The 19,478-nt window shown below is 59.0% G+C and carries 18 protein-coding genes; 6 read left to right on the forward strand and 12 right to left on the reverse strand.

The features are described 5' to 3' along the window. Nucleotides 1-33: 33 nt before the first annotated feature. The 4 genes from A3GO_RS0108855 to recG form a co-directional block, all read right to left on the reverse strand. Nucleotides 34-492: a hypothetical protein gene (locus A3GO_RS0108855; RefSeq protein WP_029133093.1), complete on the reverse strand. Its 459-nt coding sequence runs from the start codon at nt 490-492 to the stop codon at nt 34-36. Nucleotides 493-521: 29 nt separating this feature from the next. Further along, nucleotides 522-1,427, reverse strand: coding sequence for a 4-hydroxybenzoate octaprenyltransferase (ubiA, locus tag A3GO_RS0108860; protein ID WP_029133094.1), 906 nt, complete (start codon nt 1,425-1,427; stop codon nt 522-524). Further along, nucleotides 1,424-1,987 (reverse strand): chorismate--pyruvate lyase family protein, encoded by a 564-nt coding sequence (locus tag A3GO_RS0108865; RefSeq protein ID WP_037375012.1) that lies wholly within the window; start codon nt 1,985-1,987, stop codon nt 1,424-1,426. Before A3GO_RS0108865 ends, ubiA begins: the two co-directional genes overlap by 4 nt. Nucleotides 1,988-2,155: 168 nt before the next feature. Then, nucleotides 2,156-4,219: an ATP-dependent DNA helicase RecG gene (recG, locus tag A3GO_RS0108870; RefSeq protein ID WP_037375013.1), complete on the reverse strand. Its 2,064-nt coding sequence runs from the start codon at nt 4,217-4,219 to the stop codon at nt 2,156-2,158. Between the two features lie 335 nt (nt 4,220-4,554). Between recG and A3GO_RS0108875 the strand changes: the two genes are divergently transcribed. Then, nucleotides 4,555-4,869: an MTH1187 family thiamine-binding protein gene (locus tag A3GO_RS0108875; RefSeq protein WP_029133097.1), complete on the forward strand. Its 315-nt coding sequence runs from the start codon at nt 4,555-4,557 to the stop codon at nt 4,867-4,869. Between the two features lie 22 nt (nt 4,870-4,891). Continuing rightward, nucleotides 4,892-5,308, forward strand: a complete 417-nt coding sequence (locus A3GO_RS0108880; protein WP_029133098.1) for a secondary thiamine-phosphate synthase enzyme YjbQ — start codon at nt 4,892-4,894, stop codon at nt 5,306-5,308. A gap of 119 nt (nt 5,309-5,427) precedes the next feature. On the opposite strand, the gene A3GO_RS0108885 is transcribed toward A3GO_RS0108880, so the two are convergent. The 5 genes from A3GO_RS0108885 to A3GO_RS0108905 form a co-directional block, all read right to left on the reverse strand. After that, entirely contained in the window at nt 5,428-5,808 is a 381-nt protein-coding gene (locus A3GO_RS0108885; RefSeq protein ID WP_029133099.1) for a RidA family protein, read from the reverse strand. A 19-nt stretch (nt 5,809-5,827) separates the two neighbouring features. After that, nucleotides 5,828-7,993 carry a bifunctional GTP diphosphokinase/guanosine-3',5'-bis pyrophosphate 3'-pyrophosphohydrolase gene (spoT, locus tag A3GO_RS0108890; RefSeq protein ID WP_037375015.1) on the reverse strand — a complete coding sequence of 722 codons (2,166 nt, stop codon included), beginning with the start codon at nt 7,991-7,993 and terminating at the stop codon, nt 5,828-5,830. A gap of 95 nt (nt 7,994-8,088) precedes the next feature. Then, entirely contained in the window at nt 8,089-8,370 is a 282-nt protein-coding gene (rpoZ, locus tag A3GO_RS0108895) for a DNA-directed RNA polymerase subunit omega (RefSeq protein ID WP_029133101.1), read from the reverse strand. Nucleotides 8,371-8,785: 415 nt separating this feature from the next. Further along, nucleotides 8,786-9,400 carry a guanylate kinase gene (gmk, locus tag A3GO_RS0108900; protein WP_029133102.1) on the reverse strand — a complete coding sequence of 205 codons (615 nt, stop codon included), beginning with the start codon at nt 9,398-9,400 and terminating at the stop codon, nt 8,786-8,788. 54 nt (nt 9,401-9,454) lie between these two features. Beyond that, nucleotides 9,455-10,309 carry a YicC/YloC family endoribonuclease gene (locus tag A3GO_RS0108905; protein WP_245621697.1) on the reverse strand — a complete coding sequence of 285 codons (855 nt, stop codon included), beginning with the start codon at nt 10,307-10,309 and terminating at the stop codon, nt 9,455-9,457. Nucleotides 10,310-10,467: 158 nt separating this feature from the next. Between A3GO_RS0108905 and A3GO_RS23255 the strand changes: the two genes are divergently transcribed. From A3GO_RS23255 to rph, 3 genes are read left to right on the forward strand one after another with little or no spacing between them, the layout of a single operon-like run. Continuing rightward, nucleotides 10,468-11,445, forward strand: a complete 978-nt coding sequence (locus tag A3GO_RS23255; protein ID WP_245621698.1) for a serine/threonine protein kinase — start codon at nt 10,468-10,470, stop codon at nt 11,443-11,445. Further along, a complete protein-coding gene (locus A3GO_RS23260; RefSeq protein WP_051302035.1) occupies nt 11,442-12,323 on the forward strand; it encodes a PP2C family protein-serine/threonine phosphatase in 882 nt (293 codons plus the stop codon). The genes A3GO_RS23255 and A3GO_RS23260 overlap by 4 nt, the downstream gene beginning before the upstream one ends. Further along, a complete protein-coding gene (gene rph / locus A3GO_RS0108920; protein WP_029133104.1) occupies nt 12,320-13,036 on the forward strand; it encodes a ribonuclease PH in 717 nt (238 codons plus the stop codon). Before A3GO_RS23260 ends, rph begins: the two co-directional genes overlap by 4 nt. A 64-nt stretch (nt 13,037-13,100) precedes the next feature. On the opposite strand, the gene A3GO_RS25305 is transcribed toward rph, so the two are convergent. The 3 genes from A3GO_RS25305 to aptA form a co-directional block, all read right to left on the reverse strand. Then, complete coding sequence (locus A3GO_RS25305; RefSeq protein WP_051302037.1) at nt 13,101-15,305, reverse strand: diguanylate cyclase; 2,205 nt, start codon at nt 15,303-15,305, stop codon at nt 13,101-13,103. Between the two features lie 195 nt (nt 15,306-15,500). Continuing rightward, nucleotides 15,501-16,994 (reverse strand): CoA-acylating methylmalonate-semialdehyde dehydrogenase, encoded by a 1,494-nt coding sequence (locus A3GO_RS0108930; protein ID WP_029133105.1) that lies wholly within the window; start codon nt 16,992-16,994, stop codon nt 15,501-15,503. Between the two features lie 123 nt (nt 16,995-17,117). After that, nucleotides 17,118-18,458, reverse strand: coding sequence for an omega-aminotransferase AptA (gene aptA, locus A3GO_RS0108935; protein WP_029133106.1), 1,341 nt, complete (start codon nt 18,456-18,458; stop codon nt 17,118-17,120). Nucleotides 18,459-18,883: 425 nt separating this feature from the next. Here aptA and A3GO_RS23270 point away from each other — a divergent pair, with 425 nt between their 5' ends. After that, nucleotides 18,884-19,414, forward strand: coding sequence for a pentapeptide repeat-containing protein (locus tag A3GO_RS23270; RefSeq protein ID WP_051302043.1), 531 nt, complete (start codon nt 18,884-18,886; stop codon nt 19,412-19,414). Nucleotides 19,415-19,478: the final 64 nt, after the last annotated feature.

Below are 19,478 nucleotides of genomic sequence, written 5' to 3' on the forward strand. Positions count from 1 at the left end.
GGAACGGATACCCGACCTTCATGTCGGGTATTCTTACTTTGGCGTTATGTGCAGTTCCGTATTGTCGATATGGGCGATCAGCACCATCAGAAACTTGAACAGGTATTGCAGCCGGGCACGTACGTCGATGGCGGCGGAATTGAGGTTGAGCTTCTTAAGCACCGCCACCCGTTCATAGGCTTTATGGATCAGCTGTCCGGTTGACCACCCATGATATTTCTCAAACTCTTTCACGCCACCATAGGTACGTCGTGCAAGGCACTTCTTCTGGATCGAATCGAGAGGGGTGCCCTTTTCATTGGCTCGCCTGTACTGCCCCTCTTCCAGACCGGCAATAATCGTTGAATCATCCAGTCGCTCCGCCAGCCCGGCACGCAGAAAGGCAAGATTCTGCCTCAGCTCCATCACCAGCAGGTTTTTTGAGGAGCGCCGGTCCAGGTGTCTGGCGTATTCATTATCGAAAATATGGTACAGGTCCTGAATAATAGTCACGATCTTTCGTTATTCCGCCCCTGGCTCCGTCACGCCAGCAGATAATCCAGCAACAGCCCAAAGAAAATCACCATGCCGACACAGTTGTTGTTCAGGAAGGCGGTGAAACAGGCGGCAGGCTCGCGATTCCGGATCAAGGCCTGCTGCCGCACAAACAGCAGGCCCGCCACGACCAGGCCCAGGTAGTAAGCCAGACCCAGCCCCACCTCTACGCCGACCAGAACCAGCAGTACCAGCATGGTCAGCTGCAACAGACCGATAATCAGACGATCCTGCCGGCCAAACAGGATGGCGGTGGATTTGACCCCGATACGCAGATCATCTTCCCGATCTACCATGGCGTATTCGGTGTCATAGACCAGCGCCCAGATGATAGCCGCCAGATAAAGCAGCCAGGCAATGGCCGGGATGTTACCCAACAGGGCCATGTAGGCCATCGGTACCGCCCAGCCGAACGCCATGCCCAGAACCAACTGCGGCAGATGGGTATAGCGCTTCATAAACGGGTAGAGTGCCGCGAGCAGCACGGCCACGACCGACATCAGCACAGTCTGCCGGTTGAGCAGCAGCACCAGACCGAAGGCGACCAGACAGAGCGCGCCAAAGACCCAGAGCGCCGCTTTTGGCGACACTGCGCCGGTGGCAATTGGCCGACCACAGGTCCGTTTTACCTGGCCGTCGATATGCCGGTCGGCATAGTCATTGATGGCACAACCGGCGGAACGCATTAGCGCCACACCCAGAATGAAGACCAGCACCACCCCCCAGCGCGGCTCACCGGCGCCGGCCAGCCACAGGGCCCAGAGTGCCGGCCACAGCAACAGCAGGATACCGATCGGCTTGTCCAGCCGCACCAGACGAATGTAACCATCCAGTTGTTGGCGCAGGGTACGGGGCGCCGTGACTGCCTTGATATCAAATTCCGAATGACTCATGAACTACTCGTTGGGATATCGGGTAAAAACAGTTCATTCACCAGCAGTGGCTTGCCTGCCAGGTGAAACAGGGTCCGCCGCCCCCAGATCGCCTCCGCGGTTTGCAGATTCACCATTGCAGATGAAAACAGGGCGTGTCCAGGCAGCAGGCGCGCGATTTGGGTGACCCCACGCCGCATGGAGGGATCGGTAAACAGCACCTCACCCAACGGCCGTTCCCCCAGCACGGCCAATCGCCGGGCCGGCCCCTTCAGGCTGCGGACCGGAATCAGGGTGCGGGCGAATACCCACGGCACCCCGCCACAGAGCAACTCCACCTCGCGCAGCATGGCAATCCCGCCCCGGCGCATGCCCAGCAACCGACGTTCGCTATCCAGCGGCCTGGCCCAGCCCTGACGCAGCAGATTGACCCGAAAATCACCCTGCGCGGTTCGCTTCAGGCGCGCCGTCAACGATCCGCCATCCCGCAGCCACTGCTCGATTTCCGCAGGCACCTGATGGTGCCGAAACCGGCACCAGGGGGTCCAGTTGGGTTCACCACGGCTGTAATAACGCTTCAATGGCCACTTCCGGTGACGGCAAAGCTGCCATTATCACCGATTTTTAGCCCGGTTTCCCCTCTAAATGCATTTCGCCGCACTCATGGACTGTGCCCGCCGACGGCGCCCACGGGGCGCCCTATGACGTTTTTTCGGGGTAGGATCAGGGGCGTTTATGGCACTGTCACCTCAGGCATTGATATAGTGTTGCCGATCACCGATCCAGCGCCGCACCAGCGGCGTGACCCGTTCCGGATACTGTTCCAGCAGCAGTTGGGCAGCCTGCTGCACCTCTTCCAGCAGGGGCTGATCACGCAGCAGATCGGCAATGCGAAACTGCATCTCGCCGGTCTGGCGAGTACCCAGCACTTCGCCGGGACCCCGCAGTTCCAGATCCTTGCGGGCAATCAGAAAGCCGTCATTGGTCTCTCGCATGACACCCAACCGCTGCTGCGCGTGCTGGGACAGCGGCGGGTGGTACATCAGGACACAGTGACTCTCCACCGCCCCACGGCCAACCCGTCCACGCAGCTGATGCAGCTGGGCCAGCCCCAGGCGTTCCGGGTTTTCAATAATCATCAGGCTGGCGTTGGGCACGTCAACCCCGACCTCGATCACCGTGGTGGCCACCAGCAGATCCAGTTCAGCCTGCTTGAAAGCAGCCATCACAGTCTCTTTTTCCAAGGGTTTCAAACGTCCGTGCACCAGCCCGATACGCAGCTCCGGCAGTACTTCCTGGAGCATACGCACCGTATCCTCGGCCGCCTGGCACTGCAGCGCCTCGGACTCCTCGATCAGGGTGCAGACCCAGTAAGTCTGACGTCCGGCCACACAGGCGCTGCGCACCCGCTCCACCACTTCAGCACGCCGGCTGTCCGGTATCACCACGGTCGCGACGGGGGTGCGTCCGGGCGGCAGCTCATCAATGATCGACAGGTCCAGATCAGCGTAGGCGGTCATCGCCAGGGTGCGGGGAATAGGCGTGGCGGTCATGATCAACTGATGGGGTAAGGCGCTGCCACTCCCCTTCTCCCGCAACGCCATACGCTGGTGCACACCGAAACGGTGCTGCTCATCAATAATAACAAGACCCAGCGCATGGAAAGTGACATCAGCCTGGAACAGGGCGTGCGTGCCCACCACAATGCGGACCCGCCCGGCTCGCAGATCATCCAGCAGCTGTTCCCGCACCTTGCCCTTATGCCGTCCCGTCAGCCAGGCCACCTCCAGACCCAGTGGCTCCAACCACTCCTGGAATACCCGCAGATGCTGTTCCGCCAGCAGTTCGGTAGGCGCCATCAGGGCGACCTGATGGCCCGCCTCCAGTGCCTGCAGGGCCGCCAGCGCCGCCACCACGGTCTTGCCCGATCCCACATCGCCCTGCACCAGACGCATCATGGGATGGGGCTGCTGCAGATCCCGGGCGATCTCCTGCAACACCCGCCGTTGCGCGTCGGTCAGGCTGAAACCCAGACGCTTGAGAAACGGCCGCGTCCACTCTGCCGTGGCCGACAGAATCGGTGCGTCCAGGTGTTTTTGTCGCAGACGGGTCTCTCGCAGGCTGAGCTGGTGCGCCATCAACTCTTCAAAGGCGAGGCGCTGTTGGGCCGGGTGACTGCCGGCCAACAGCTGCTGCTGCGGGGCATCCGGCGGCGGCCGGTGCAGATAACCGAGGGCGTCCGTCAGATCGGGCAGTCGGAAACGCCGCAGCAGCTCATCCGGCAGCCACTCCGGCAGGGCGGCCGGATCGGCCTGCAGCAGTGCCAGAGCCCTGCCTGCCATGGCGCGCCAACTGAGCTGGTGCATCCCCTCGGTGGTGGGGTAGACCGGGGTCAGGCTCTCCTCCACCTGCGGACTCTCCCCTTCAGTTATGCGCAGATATTCCGGATGAACCATCTCATAGCCGGCGGGGCCGGGACGCACCTCGCCATAACAACGCAGACAGCTGCCACGGCTCAGCGCCGATTTCTGGGCCGCCGAGAAATGGAAAAAGCGCAGGGTCAGGGCGCCGCTGCCATCGGCCAGTCTGACCAACAGCGAGCGGCGCCGTCCAAAGCGGATATCCGCCAGCTCTATCTCGCCCTCGACCACCACGCTGTCACCGGGACGCAGCGAGCCAATCGGCACCACCCGGGTACGATCCTGATAGCGAAACGGCAGGTGGAAGAGAATATCCTGAACGGTCCGGATACCGATCTTGGCCAGTTTTTCGCTGTTGCGCGAGCCGACACCCTTGAGGGCGGTTACCGGCATCTGGTCCAATCCTGTAGTCCGGCCGTTTTTATTCAAGGGCACCTCTGACATCCTCCGCATCCCTCTGTGAGTGATCTGCTCTATCGGACCCCGGCGTGACCGAGGCCGGAGTCAGCCCCCCCGGCCAACTCCCTGGTTCATCCGACCCAAGCGCAGCCAGACACCGTCCACTGATTTAATGTGGTAATCATGGCCGGCGGCGCATCCCTGTGCCACGCTTAACCTGACAAATATACTTGGCAGATTTATCCGGCCGACGGCCAATTAAGGCGTGATAATATTACCAGATAATTTCGTATGGAAAACCTATAGAGAACAAATAGAGGAGACCGTCCATGTCCGTATTGCTGGAGTTTGCCATGTTTCCGACCGACAAGGGGGAGAGTGTGAGCGCCTATGTCAGCCAGGTGATCCAGATGATCCGCGACAGCGGCAGCGACTATCAACTGACCCCCATGGGGACCATTATAGAGACCGACAGCCTGGCACAGGCCCTGGCGTTGGTGGAGGCGGCCTATGGAATACTGGATCAGGCCGGCTGCGAGCGGGTCTACTCCTCGCTGAAACTGGATATTCGCAAGGGCAAGAAGAACAGGATGCAAGGCAAGGTGGCGTCGATACGGGAGAAGATCGGCGACGTGCGCAGCTGAATCCCTTTTCGGAGATCGGATCATGATCCATCAGGTAATACTACAGATTCAGTGCAACGGCAGGGGCACCTACAACATCACCCGGGAAGTGGAGCGGGTAGTCAGTGATTCCGATATTAATACCGGTTTATGTCATGTGTTCAGTCACCATACCAGCGCCTCCCTCACCCTGTGCGAGAACGCCGACCCGGCAGTGCGACGGGATCTGGAACAGTTCATGGAAAGGCTGGTACCGGATGGCGACCCAGCCTATGAACACAGCCTGGAGGGACCCGATGACATGCCAGCCCATATCCGTTCGATCCTGACCAATATGGACCTGACTCTGCCGGTCACCGCCGGGCGCTGTGCCCGTGGCACCTGGCAGGGGATCTATCTGTGGGAACACCGCACCACTCCGCTACGCCGTCAGATCACCGTCACCCTGCAGGGCGAGTAAACGCGCTGCTGATGTAAGGAAGCGCCTGTCGGGCTTAACCGATCGTAGCGAGGAAGAGCTGAGGGGAGACAGGTTTTTTGATCTTTCCCCACGAGGTCAGTGTTAAACCCTGCAGGCTCCTAAAGCACCATCACCGCATCCATCTCCACGGCCGCCCCTTTGGGCAACTGGGCCACACCGATCGCGGCCCGGGCCGGATAGGGCTGGGAGAAGTATTCCGCCATCACGCTGTTTACCAGCGGAAAGTGCGTCAGGTCCGTGAGAAAAGCATTCAGCTTCACCACATCGCTGAGCTCACCGCCGGCCGCCCTGGCCACCGCCTGCAGGTTATCGAATACGCGCCGGATCTGGGCCTCCATATCCCCCTCCACCATCTCCATGGTCTCCGGCACCAGCGGAATCTGCCCGGACAGATAGACGGTGTTTCCCACCTTGACCGCCTGTGAATAGGTCCCGATCGCCTGGGGCGCCAGGTCTGTTCGAATAATCTCTTTTTCCATATCTGTTCTCTACCTCTACTTATCCGACCCGATGTATCCGCAACACCGAACTCAACTGCCGCAGGCGGCGCATGATGTTGGCCAGATGGACACGGCTATCCACCGCCACCACAAAATGCAGCGTGGAGGTGAGTCCGTCCCGCTCCTCCATGATGACGTTCTTGATATTGGAGCCCATCTCCGAGATGGCCGATGCGACCGAGGCCAGGGCACCCCGCTTGTTCCCGACATCCACCTTGATCTCGGTGGTAAAATCACCCACCGGCTCCTTCTCCCACTTTACATCCAGCCAGCTGTCGCTCTTACGGAAGTCACCGAGATTGCGGCATTCATGCCGATGCACCACGATGCCCCTGCCCGGATTAAAAATCGCCACGATCTCATCGCCTGGTAACGGCCGACAGCATTTGGCAAACCGTACCACCATGCCTTCGGTGCCGGTAATGGCCAACGGAGCCGATCCCGCCTGCTGCGGTAAATCCTCTCTGGGCAGGTCGGTATCCGAATCGGTCAGCCGCCGGGCCACCAGCAGCGGCATACGGTTACCCAGGCCGATCTCCTCCAGCAACGCCTCCTTGCTGGTCAGGTGAAAGTCCTCCAGCAACCTGCCGAGCTGGCTATCCGGTATCTGGTCGATAGTCAGATCATGTTGCGCCAGATCCTTGTTCAACAGCCGCCGCCCCAGCGTCACGGCTTCCTGGTGGCGCAGATTCTTCAGATAACCACGGATGTTGGCCCGCGCCTTGCCCGTTACCACAAAATTGAGCCAGGCGGCACTGGGGTTGGCGGTATCGGAGGTGATGATCTCCACCGTCTGGCCGCTATACAACCGGGTACGTAACGGCACCATGTGCCGGTCTACCCGAGCCGCCACCGTATGGTTTCCCACATCGGAATGTACCGCATAGGCAAAATCAATCACCGTGGCCCCCTTGGCCAGCACCATGATCTTTCCCCGGGGAGTGAATACGTAGACCTCATCCGGGAACAGATCCACCTTGACATGTTCCAGGAACTCCATGGAGTCGCCCGCATCTTTCTGCAACTCCAGCAGATTCTTCAGCCAGTTGGAGGCGTCGGCGTGCGCCTCGCCACTCTGGTTCTCGCTGGATTTATACAACCAGTGTGCCGCAATGCCCGATTCCGCCATGCGGTCCATCTCCACGGTGCGGATCTGTATCTCGATCGGCAGACCATGAGGACCGAACAGCAGGGTATGCAGTGACTGGTAACCGTTCGCCTTGGGTATGGCAATATAGTCCTTGAAGCGCCCGGGTACCGGTTTATAAAGATTGTGCACCACCCCCAGTGCCCGGTAACAGGTATCCAGGCGGTCGACAATGATACGGAAGGCATAGACATCCACCACCTCGGAGAACGAGAGTTTCTTGTCCCGCATCTTGGTGTAGATACTGTAGAGGTGTTTTTCCCGTCCCCTTACCACGCCGACAATGCCTTCCTGTTCCAATCGCCCGACCAGAGCGGCATCGATATTCCCCATCACCTCCTTGCGGTTGCCTCTGGCAGCCCGCACCGCTTCCTTCAGGGCACGGTAACGCATCGGCCAATAGGCGGCGAAACAGAGCTCTTCCAGCTCGGTGCGCAGCCGGTAGATGCCCAGTCGATGGGCTATGGGGGCATAGATCTCCAGGGTCTCGCGGGCAATCCGCCGACACTTCTCCGGCCGCATCACCTCCAGGGTGCGCATGTTGTGCAAGCGGTCCGCAAGTTTGATCAGGATAATGCGGATATCCTGCGTCATGGCCAACAGCATTTTGCGGAAACTGGCAGCCTGCGCTTCAGCCTTGGAGGGGAAATTGATCTGATTCAGTTTGCTGACGCCATCCACCAGGGTGGCCACCTCTTCACCGAACTCCTCTTCCAGCTGGGCCTTGGTGACCGGCGTATCCTCCAGCACGTCGTGCATAATCGCGGCCATGAGGCAGCGGGAGTCAAGCCGGATATCGGCCAGAATCCGGGCCACGGCCAGGGGATGGTAGATGTAGGGCTCGCCACTGAGACGCTTCTGTCCTTCGTGCGCCTCGGCACTGAAAACGTAAGCGCGATAGACTTCGCGAATCTGTTCAACACTCAGATAGGATTCGAGGTAGACGCAGAGATCGCTGATCAGGAAGCGGGGTTTACTGCTAGGTTCGGAAGGCTGGATGCTGGCCGGACTGTTCATACAACGGTCCGGTCAGGGGCCGCGCCATAGACCGGCGCAGCCTCTCTAAACTGTGGGCTGAAAATTTTTCTTGAAAGGCCTCTGGTGCACATTCCCTATTTGGCAAATGCCTGTTCATCCACCAGCTCATCCGAGCCGAAATTCTCTTCCAAAGCACTCATATCGACCTCGGTGTCGGACTTTGGCGCCACTACATGATCATCGACCAGTCCGGCAGCAATTTCCCGCAGGGCTACCACCGTCGCCTTGTCATTCTCCCAGGCCAGCATTGGCGCCACGCCATGGCTCAGCTGACGCGCACGCTTGGTTGCCAGCAAAACCAGGTCAAAACGGTTATCCACATGTTCAAGGCAATCTTCAACTGTAACGCGGGCCATGTTCAATATACTCCGAAGGTCTAATCCCCGGATACACTTTCAGCGGGGAAGAAAATAATGCGGTTATGTCAGCCGTTACGGCCGGAACATTAAATAGTATAACAATACAAGCCCACACACCAGATGCGTAGCCAGCTATATCAAGACTCCCTGCCAATTATGTGTTGGTATTATTTTGACTTAACGAATCATACCGGTGGAAGGGGCCACTCTCTGCGAACCCGCCCCCTCGGAGCCGGTATCCTGCGTTGAGGGTAGATGCGAGAATCTGCCGGTACTTCCTCTTGGGAGCGAAGCGGTTCCAGCATCCATGCCGATCTTTCAATGTGACACCCTCAAAGACGCCAAGATCGCACAGATAAAGATGCACCTTGTGCTTAAGGGGTCCAACTACCCTTTTCGTTGAAGCAACCGTTCACTTCAGCAGCGAACGCAGCCGCTCCTGCAGCCGTTCCGCCTGGATCGGCTGGCGCAGGCGTTGCGCCGTGATAATCGCCCTGAGCTCACCGAGCGCCTGATCAAACAGGTCATTGACCACTATGTAGTCATATTCGGGATAGTGCGACATCTCTTCCCTTGCCTCACCCAGTCGCCGCTGTATCACCGCTTCGCTGTCCTGTCCCCGGTTGCCCAGCCGCTGCCGCAGTGCCTCCGGCGTGGGGGGGAGAATAAAAACAGACACCGTTCCCGGAAAGCGCGCGCGGACCTGCTGCGCACCCTGCCAGTCGATCTCCAGGATCACATCATTGCCTTGTTCCATCTGCTCGCGGATACCGGCTTCGGAAGTACCATAATAATTGCCAAACACCTCCGCGTGCTCCAGAAACGCACCGGCTTCCACCATTCCCGTGAAGGTATCCTGAGCCACAAAATGGTAATCCAGGGCATCAGTCTCACCCGGCCTTTTGGGCCGGGTAGTGTGCGAGATGGAAACCCGCACACGCTCTTCGGTCTCTACCAGCGCCTTCAGCAGGCTGGTCTTTCCCGCCCCGGACGGGGCGGACACTATAAACAGGGTGCCTGTACTCATGCTCTTTCCACTTTTCCTTGCTGTCGTTTTATCAATAGCCGGGGCGCAGCGCGCCTACTCGATATTCTGGATCTGCTCGCGCATCTGCTCGATCAACACCTTCAGTTCCACCGACACCCGGGTCATTTCCACATCATTGGACTTTGAGCCCAAGGTATTGGCCTCCCGGTTGAGTTCCTGCATGAGAAAATCCAGACGGCGTCCCACCGGCTCATCCCTGGCGAGCACCGCCTCGACTTCATCCAGATGGGTCTGCAGCCGGTCCATCTCCTCATCCACATCGAGCCGCTGGGTCAGCAATACCATCTCCTGTTCAATGCGCCCCTCGTCCAATTCGGCGGTCAGTTCGGCCAGCCGGGCACGCAGCCGGTCACGCAGTGACACCAGCAGCTGCGGCATCAGCTGCTTCACCTTGGCCACCTCTTCGCGCATTGCCCCGCAGCGCTGGATGATCAGTTCGGCCAGCCGACCACCCTCTCGATGGCGGGATTCCACCAGGCCATCCAGGGTCTCATCCAGCAAGGCCGCCGCCCGCTTATGCACCGGCGTCAAATCCAGCTCTTCGGTCTCCAGCACACCAGGCCAGCGCAGGATATCTATCGCGCGGGGCGGCACGGACTCATGGAGCAGAAGACCCACCTCCCCGGCCGCATCAATGATCTGTTGGGCGAAACGTTCATTCACCGCCACCCCGGCGGTAGCACTTTTGGACGGCACGAAGCGAAACAGGCAATCCACCTTGCCACGTCCCAGCCGGGCGGCAACCCGCTCCCTGACCAGCGGCTCCAGGGCACGCAACTCCTCGGGTAACCGGACAAACAGCTCCAGGTAACGGTGATTCACCGAGCGTAGCTCGCATACCAGCTCACCCAGTTCGTCCCGGCTCTCTCTTCTCGAAAATGAGGTCATACTGCTTATCATGTGCGCACCTGTTATTTATCCTTGGAGGCATACTGCGTATCATCGGTTAAACGCAGACGTTGAGTATCCGCCAGTTCACCGGGCCGTCCATCTCCTGTCGACACCCCTGACGTGGTAACCTGTATCATAATGCGCATTCAGACAGAGTGCATCTGGAGCCGACTATTTCTTCACCCACGGAACAGAACAGGGACAGCCTACCATCCGGTACCGTCATCGACTGTTACTCGATCATCAAGCTGATCGGGAGTGGCGGTTTCAGCCTGATTTACCTGGCGGAGGACGAGGATAGCCAGGATCACGTGGTGATCAAGGAGTACCTGCCGAAGAAGCTGGCGGTACGGGACCGCGCCGGCATGGTGCAGGTCAGCGGCGACAAGCAGAGCGATGCCTTCCATAACGGACGCAAACTCTTCTACCAGGAAGCGAAGGCGCTGGCCACCCTGCGCCACCCCAATATCGTCAATGTCCGCACCTTCTTCCTGGCCAACAACACCGCCTATCTGGTGATGGACTATGAGCACGGGAAGAACCTCGGCAGCTATGTAAAAAAGCGCAACGGCGGGCTCAGCACCACCTTTCTGCTGACGGTGTTTCCGGCGGTGCTCGACGCCCTCAACCTGATCCACTCAGAGGGACAGCTGCACCTGGATATCAAGCCCAGCAATATCCACCTGCGCCCGGGGGGCAATCCGCTGCTGCTGGATTTTGGCGCCGTACATCAGTTCGCGACCACACGCAGCCGGCAATCCTCCCAGGTGGTGACTCCCGGATTTGCCCCGGTCGAGCAGTATTACTCCTCCGGTTACGTGGGTCCCTGGAGCGATGTCTACGCCATCGGCGCCACCATGCGCTCCTGCATCGAGGGCAAGCCACCACCCTCTGCCATTGAACGGCATGCTAAAGATTCCATGAAACCGATCGCAAGCCTGTACAAGAAGCAGTATCCGGCCTATCTGTTGGAGGTGATCGACTGGGCGATGGAGGTGGACCCGCTGCTCCGGCCTCAGAATGCCGGCATTATGCTGGAGGCACTGACCCAGCAACGGGGGCGTCCGGCCAACAACCGCCAGCCACAGCTGGAGTCGGCTGACGAGCTGTTCAAGGAGAAACACCCTGAATGAGTATACAACCCGGTGAATTCGCCTCCAGCAGCCTGATAGGCGACCGCAAGATCAACCAGGACCGCTGCATCCGGGTGGATGACGGTAATGTAGTCCTGCTGGGATTGGGCGACGGTATGGGCGGCCATCCACGCGGTGAGACGGCGGCACAGGTGTTGATCGACACCTGCCAGAATTATTTCAATCGCACCCCCCATCCAATCCTCAACCCAAGCAGCTTTCTCACTCGCCTGCTGCATAAAGCGCATGAGAACATCGTCGCCTTCGGTTATGAGCAGCGGCCGGCTATCGACCCCAGAACCACGGCGGTAGCCTGCCTGATCCAGAAGAATGTCGCCCACTGGGCACATGCCGGCGACAGCCGGCTCTATCTGTTGCGGGAACAACGGATACTCGCCAAGACCATAGACCACTCCTATGTAGAGCGGCTGAAACAGCAGGGCGTGATCACCGCCCGGCAGCAGAAGAATCACCCGCAGCGAAACTATGTCACCCGCTGCCTCGGGGGTGCACTGGTTTCCCCGGACATCACCCTGGGAAAACACAAGCTGGCGGCCGGGGATATCCTGCTGCTCTGCAGCGACGGACTCTGGGGAAGCATCAGCGAATCCGAGATGCTGACCACCCTGTTCAGTCGGCTGCCGCTATCGGAAGCGGTGCGGACACTGTCCGAACAGGCGGCACACAAAGCCTTTCCAGACAGTGACAACATCACCCTTATTGCCCTCAGGATGCAGCCGCTGGACGAGGAGACTGACGGCGAACCACGGAACAACAAACAGGAGCGCGCCGAAGAGGGCAACCTGGCCCAGGCCATTGCCGACCTTCAGAACGCCATCAGCAATTTTGAAACAGAAACCAGGCAGGATAAAGAATGAGACCCAGTGGCCGTACACCCGAGCAAATGCGCAATGTCCGCATTACCCGACATTTCACCAAACATGCAGAGGGCTCGGTACTGGTCGCCTTCGGCGACACCCAGGTTATCTGCACCGCCTCGATTGAGGAGCGCGTCCCCCCCTTCCTCAAGGGTACCGGTCAGGGCTGGGTCACTGCAGAGTACGGCATGCTGCCCCGTTCCACCAACAGCCGCATGGCACGGGAAGCGAGCAGAGGCAAACAGGGCGGCCGCACCCTGGAAATCCAACGACTGATTGGGCGCAGCCTGCGGGCAGTGACCGATCTTCAGGCCCTGGGGGAACGCACCATCACCCTGGATTGTGACGTGATCCAGGCTGATGGCGGAACCCGCACGGCGTCCATCTCGGGCGCTTACGTCGCACTGTGCGACGCCATCAGCAATCTGCAGACATCAGGCAAACTCGCCACCGACCCGATTCATGGCCAGCTCGCCTCCGTTTCGGTGGGTATCTATCAGGGCACACCGGTACTGGATCTGGATTATGCCGAGGACTCCCAGGCCGAGACCGACATGAACGTGGTGATGAACAATGCCGGAGCCTTTATCGAGGTTCAGGGCACAGCAGAGGGCCACGCCTTTCATCTGCAGGAGCTCAATGCCATGCTGGCATTGGCGGATAGCGGAATACGGGAGATCATGACGGTACAGCAGGAAGCATTGGTCAGCTAGGTTTTAACGGCAGAAAACGCTCCCGCGACAAGGTGTCCGGGAGCGGCTTCAGCCGCGCTGCCCCCTACACCAACATCAGCTCGGGCACAGGTTGGGTACAGACCCGGTTTCGCCCCTGCTCCTTGGCCTGATAGAGCGCCCTGTCGGCCCTCACCATGGCCGGCTCAATAGACACATCACCCGCAGCGAACCCGCTGATACCGATGCTGATGGTCACCATAATCTCCGTTTCACCAACCTGGATGCGCAGATTTTCGATCGCAGACCGGACGCGCTCTGCGGTTGCTCCGGCGGACGGCTCATCGGTCGACGGCAACAGAACGGCAAACTCCTCGCCGCCAATCCGACCCAAAATATCCTCTTCACGCAGCGCCGAAACAATGGCCTGTGCGACGAATTTCAGCACCCGGTCACCGGCCGGGTGACCGTGGTTGTCATTCACCTGCTTGAAATAATCCACATCCAGCAACATCACCGACAACTCGCCCTGATGGCGCAGCCGCCGCGCCACCTCCATTTTCGCCCGCTTCATGAACTCGCGGCGGTTGATCACTCCGGTCAGGGAATCAATACTGGCAAGCCGCTTGTACTCCTCGCCCTCCGCCGTGCTGCGCTTCAATGCCAGGACATGCCGACTCACAGCCAGCGGCCCCAGTTGCTCGCCCATCGTCAGCATATCGGTGCGTATCAGTTTACGGCGGAAAGTCTCGTAGGCCTGCACCATATCCCCCAACTCATCCTTGCGCTTGGCAAACGGAATACGGTAAGACTTATCATCCGCGGTCAGCGCCCGCATACCATCGGTCAGGCTGAGGATGGGAAGCCGGATTGACCTGGCCAGCTGCAGTGCCACAAAACCGATCAACAGCACCATGGCTCCCCCGCCAAAGACCGTCGCCATGAACGTGATGGTGGAGAGACTGCGCTGACGCCCCATCTCATCCAGCAACTGATTGATCAACTGCTGTTGAAATTCGCTGATAAGATTGATGCGCTGCGTGGCGACCTTGAACCAGGTGAAGCTGTCTATCGAGACCACCCCGTCTCCACTGCCGTGTTCCAGAGCGTAGTCACTGAGACGCTGGTAGGCGATCACATCATTCACCGCATAGTGCGACCGCCAACGAACCCTCTGTTCTTCGGAAAGAAACGAGTGAAACTGTCTCTCCAATGTCGCCTGTTCCGAGACCAGAGAGACCAGCTGCCGATACTCCTGCCGGGTGAAGGAGCCCCTGCCGAACGCCGAGGAAACGACCGCTCGCTCACGCCCGCCCATCTCGGCAAACTGAATCAAAATAGCATTGGCCTGAAACAACTCGGAGGCGCCCTGGCGTCGTGAAATAATGGCGATCTGATTGGTTAGTCCGATCAACTCCGCGATCAGTCCGGTAAAGCCCTCAAAGCTCTCCTGGGACGAGAGTGATCGCTGATCAACCTGGTTACGGTAGCGCTCCAATGCCTCCATGCGAACCGCCACCTTTGTCGCCAGATTACCGATCTGTGCCAACCGGCCCTCCAGTTTCCGGGCTTCCTGGCTCACCCTGAATATCTCCAGTTCACGATCACTGCGGCTGCGCTGCAGCTTCAGTGCAGTTTTGAAAGCAGGGTCATCGCTGGTCAGGAAACCGGCACTGAGTCCGCGTTCTTTCTGCAGTTCATGGGCGAGATTGCCCACCTCCTGACTGAATGAGGCAAGCTGAGCAACGTCACCCGCACCCACTGCCTCCTGCCAGGACTGATACATAATCATTCCGGCAAAAATCAACATCGGCAACAGGGAGATGACCACCAGCATCTCGAGGCCCCGGACGAAGGATAGCTTCTGGAATTTGAGCACCAGAAATTCCGCCAGGGAATGGTTCTTTACCTCTCGTTCAGCCAGCAGGGGCGCCAGATCCAGATCCTGATCAATAATGTGGTTGATCAGCAGTTTGACCAGCGATTCGGTCACATCGATCAGGGACCCCCCCAGATCGTCAGATCGTAACTGGCTTCTCGCTTCGATTATGGCCGACAGGAAATCGCTGTGCTCGCGCCGCTGCTCCTCTTTAAAATCCTCACCGGCGGTGGCGCTGAGCATCTCCTCATGGCGACTGTGCGCCGTAGCCAGCTGCTCCAGCTCATCCAGAATCCGATGCACCTGCTCCGCATCGGGCGCTTCGTCGATCAGATCAATGAGTCGGTTCAGGAGTGAGATAAGCTGCCGGTGCTCACCATCCAGCCCAGGATCACCAATACTAAGCCCTTCATCCCAGTGGATTTTCTTCATAACAGGTCATTCAGGCGCCAATCTGGTCACCTGCTGGATTAATCTCATGCACTTGCGGATTGCGCCATTCAGCCGCGCCCGCGCCCAACGTACACCCGGCTTGTAACCGGAGTACCCACTGATAGCGGCCCCGTCACCGATTTCTGAAGTAGATACGACACATGGATGATGTTTTTTATTTCCAATCTGTAACGTTTACAGGGTGGGAAAGGCGTAGCTGCTCCCTTCGCGCACGGATGCAGAGGGCCAGCGCTGGGTGATGGTCTTGCGCCGCGTATAGAAACGCACCGCGTCAGGACCATAGGCATGGAGATCGCCGAACAGCGAGCGTTTCCAGCCCCCAAAGCTGTGGTAGGCGACAGGTACAGGCAGAGGGATATTCACTCCCACCATGCCGACCCGGATATGGTCACTGAAGAAGCGGGCCGCCTCACCATCCCGGGTAAAGATGCATGTGCCGTTGCCGTACTCGTGGTTATCGATCAGGGTCATCGCCTGCTGCAGGTTTTCCACCCGCACTACACAGAGCACCGGCCCGAATATCTCATCACGGTAGATCGACATCTCCGGCGTGACCCGGTCAAACAGACAGCCACCCAGAAAGAACCCTTCCGCATGGCCTTCGACCCGCTGACCCCGGCCATCCACCACCAGCTCAGCCCCTTCATCCAGACCCCGATCCACATAGCCCCGCACCTTCCGCAGATGCTGTGCAGTCACCAGCGGACCCATTTCGCTTCCCGACTCACGACCCGGTCCCACTTTCAGGTGCGCCAGCTTTTCCGCCAGCCCGCCAACCACGGCATCCGCCACCGTATCGCCGACACAGACCACCACCGAAATGGCCATGCAGCGCTCACCGCAGGAGCCATAGGCCGCCCCCATCAGGGCATTGACCGCATTGTCCAGATCAGCGTCCGGCATCACCACCGCATGATTCTTAGCGCCACCCAGCGCCTGCACCCGCTTGCCGGCCGCAGTACCGGTGTGATAGATGTACTCCGCCACCATGGTGGAACCGACAAAGCTGGCCGCCTGCACCCGGGGATCATTCAGTAACGTGTCCACCGCCTCTTTGTCGCCGTTAACCAGATTGAACACACCGTCCGGCAGCCCAGCCTGCTGCAACAATTCGGCTATGCGCAGAGCCGCCGAGGGATCCCGTTCGGAGGGCTTAAGAATAAAGGTATTGCCGCAGATAATTGCCATTGGGAACATCCACATCGGCACCATCACGGGGAAATTGAATGGCGTGATCCCCACCACCACCCCCAGTGGTTGAAACTCGGACCAGGAGTCGATAGCCGGGCCGACACTCTTGGAGTATTCCCCCTTCAGCAGTTCCGGCGCGCCACAGGCGTACTCCACCACCTCAATGCCGCGCATCAGTTCGCCCATGGCATCATCCAGCACCTTGCCGTGTTCATCGGTGATCAGTCCACAGATCTCCTCGGCATGCTGTTCAAGCAGCTGTTTGTAGCGGAACATCACCTGGGCCCGCTTCAGGGGTGGGGTTTCCCGCCAGGCCGGGAAGGCCGCCTCGGCGGCGGCAATCGCCCGCTCAACCGTGGCCCGGGAGGCCAGCGCCACCTGCCGCGATGTCTCACCGGTGGCCGGATTGTAGATCGGCTGGGTCCGCTGATCGTCGTTGACAATCTCGCCGTTAATGAAATGACCAATGGTATTCATAAGCTGCTCCTGGCAGAACGAGCCGCGACGGGCTCTCTGGTTATCATCCTGAAGCCCCCTGTTGCGATACAAATACGCCAAAACAGGCGTGAGCTGTTTCAGGCTGGATCGCAAATCAGGGGATCAAATCGCCTTGAGGCTGTCCCCCACGACGTTGATCAGCCGATCAATCTCTTCCTTCTCGATAGTCATGGCCGGTCCGAACTGAATGGTGTCGCCGCCATAGCGTACATAGACACCCCGCTCCCAGCAGCGCATGGCGATCTCCCAGGGGCGGCGTGCCGGTTCATCCGGGTAGGGGGCAATCTGCAACGCACCCGCCAGGCCGAAGTTGCGGATATCGGTAATGTGCGGACCACCCCGAAGACTGTGCAGGCCCGACTCAAAATAGGGCGCCATATCGCGAGCCCGTTCCGCCAGCCGATCCTGTTCAAACAGCGTCAGCGCGGCCAGTCCCGCTGCACAAGCCAGGGGGTGGGCCGAGTAGGTATAGCCATGGGGGAACTCCACCATATATTCCGGACCGCCGTGTGTCATGAAGGTCTGGTAGATATCTTCCCGCACGACCGTTGCCCCCATCGGCACTGCCCCGTTGGTCAATCCCTTCGCCAGGGTCATGATGTCCGGCACAACACCGAAGGCATCCGCGCCGAAGGCATGTCCAGTACGGCCGAAACCGGTAATCACTTCATCAAAAATGAGCAGAATTGCGTGCTTGTCGCAGATCTCCCGCAGTCGTCGCAGATAACCCTCGGGCGGCACGATCACACCCGCTGACCCGGCAACGGGCTCAACAATCACGGCGGCAATATTGGAGGCGTCATGCAGCGCCACCAACTCCTCCAGCTGATCCGCCAGAGCGACGCCATGCTCCGGTATGCCACGACTGAAGGCATTCTCCGGCAACAGGGTGTGGGGCAGGTGATCTGCATCCAGCAGGGTGCCGAACAGTTTGCGGTTCGGCCCGATGCCACCCACACTGATACCGCCAAGATTGACCCCGTGATAACCCTTGGCCCGCCCAATCAACTTGGTCTTGCCCGGCATGCCCTTCAGACGCCAGTAGCCGCGCGCCATTTTCAGTGCAGTCTCTACCGCCTCGGAACCGGAATTGGAGAAAAACAGATAATCCAGGCCTGGCGGCGTCAGCTGCCTGAGACGATTGGCCAGTTCAAACGCGAGCGGATGACCGAACTGGAATCCCGGGGCATAATCCATGCGGCCCAGTTGGGCAGTGATCGCCTCACTGATCTCCTGTCGGTTGTGTCCGGCCCCGCAGCACCAAAGGCCGGACACCCCATCCAGAATCCGCCGGCCATCGGCACTCCGGTAATAATTGCCCTCGGCGGCCACCACCATGCGGGGATTCTGTTTAAAATCCCGGTTGCCGGTGAACGGCATCCAGAGGGCTTCCAGTGCCTCACGGCCCAGGCCGGCACTGAGCCGGGAATCGAAATCTGACATGGGGATATCCTTGATCCATCAGTGAATATAAGCCTAGTCCGGCTATAGAAATAAGTTAAATAAATTTGAATTTTTCAGCATCCGTAGCCACTTAAACATAGATATCGAATGAGGCCGGGGGTTTAGTCACCTCAGCCCTTTCGGTGGCCAGATAAGTAATATCGATATCCACCAGCTTTGCATCTTTCGGGCAGTGGTGGCACGCTGGCCGAGCTTGAGCGCCCGATCCCGGAATTCCTCACGAAACAGCCGTTGGAAAAACTCCGCTTATTTATGCTATCGTTCCGAATCAAGTTTGATAAAATATTACACTATTGTCATAAGTAATACTGATCGACATTGTCGTATCAGGCTCTCTACCAGAGTCGACACAACACCTTTCCTTAACAGCGCCCTGAGCCGGGCAACAGAACCAGGAAAACACCATGATTTCACCGAACCTACGAGCGACTGTCATCGGAGTCACCGCGACACTCCTCTCCACTTATGCCATCGAATCCAACGCCTGGCGCAAGGATATCGAGACCTCTGGTCGTATCAAAAACACCACCTGCAAGTATGAACCGGAGGCGCAATGCTCCTGGGCGGTACGGATCGGCGCCCAGATCCCCGGCGTCGATATGCATGAGGCCTCCATGGCCTCCATGCGGCTGGACAACGCCAATCTGCAGGGCGCCAATCTCTCTCGCGCCACTCTGCACCTGGCAAATCTGCAGGGCGCCAACCTGATGCTAAGCAACCTGGAATATGCGGCACTGCATGCTGTGAACCTGCAGGGCGCCAACCTGATGCTGGCAAATCTGAAAGGCGCCAACTTCCTGGATGCGGACCTCAGCGGCGCCAATCTTCGGGGCGCCAATCTCGAGGGTACCATTCTGATTGCGGCCAAGCTGGATAACGCCACCTGGACCGATGGGCGTGTCTGCGCTGTCGGCTCCAAAGGTGAGTGCCTGTAGTCAGAATATGACCTGACTCTGCTCCCGACCATTCCTGAAAAAAAAGGCCTTACCCGCGAGGGGA

The sequence above is a fragment of the Sedimenticola selenatireducens DSM 17993 genome, from assembly GCF_000428045.1.
Taxonomy (GTDB): domain Bacteria; phylum Pseudomonadota; class Gammaproteobacteria; order Chromatiales; family Chromatiaceae; genus Sedimenticola; species Sedimenticola selenatireducens.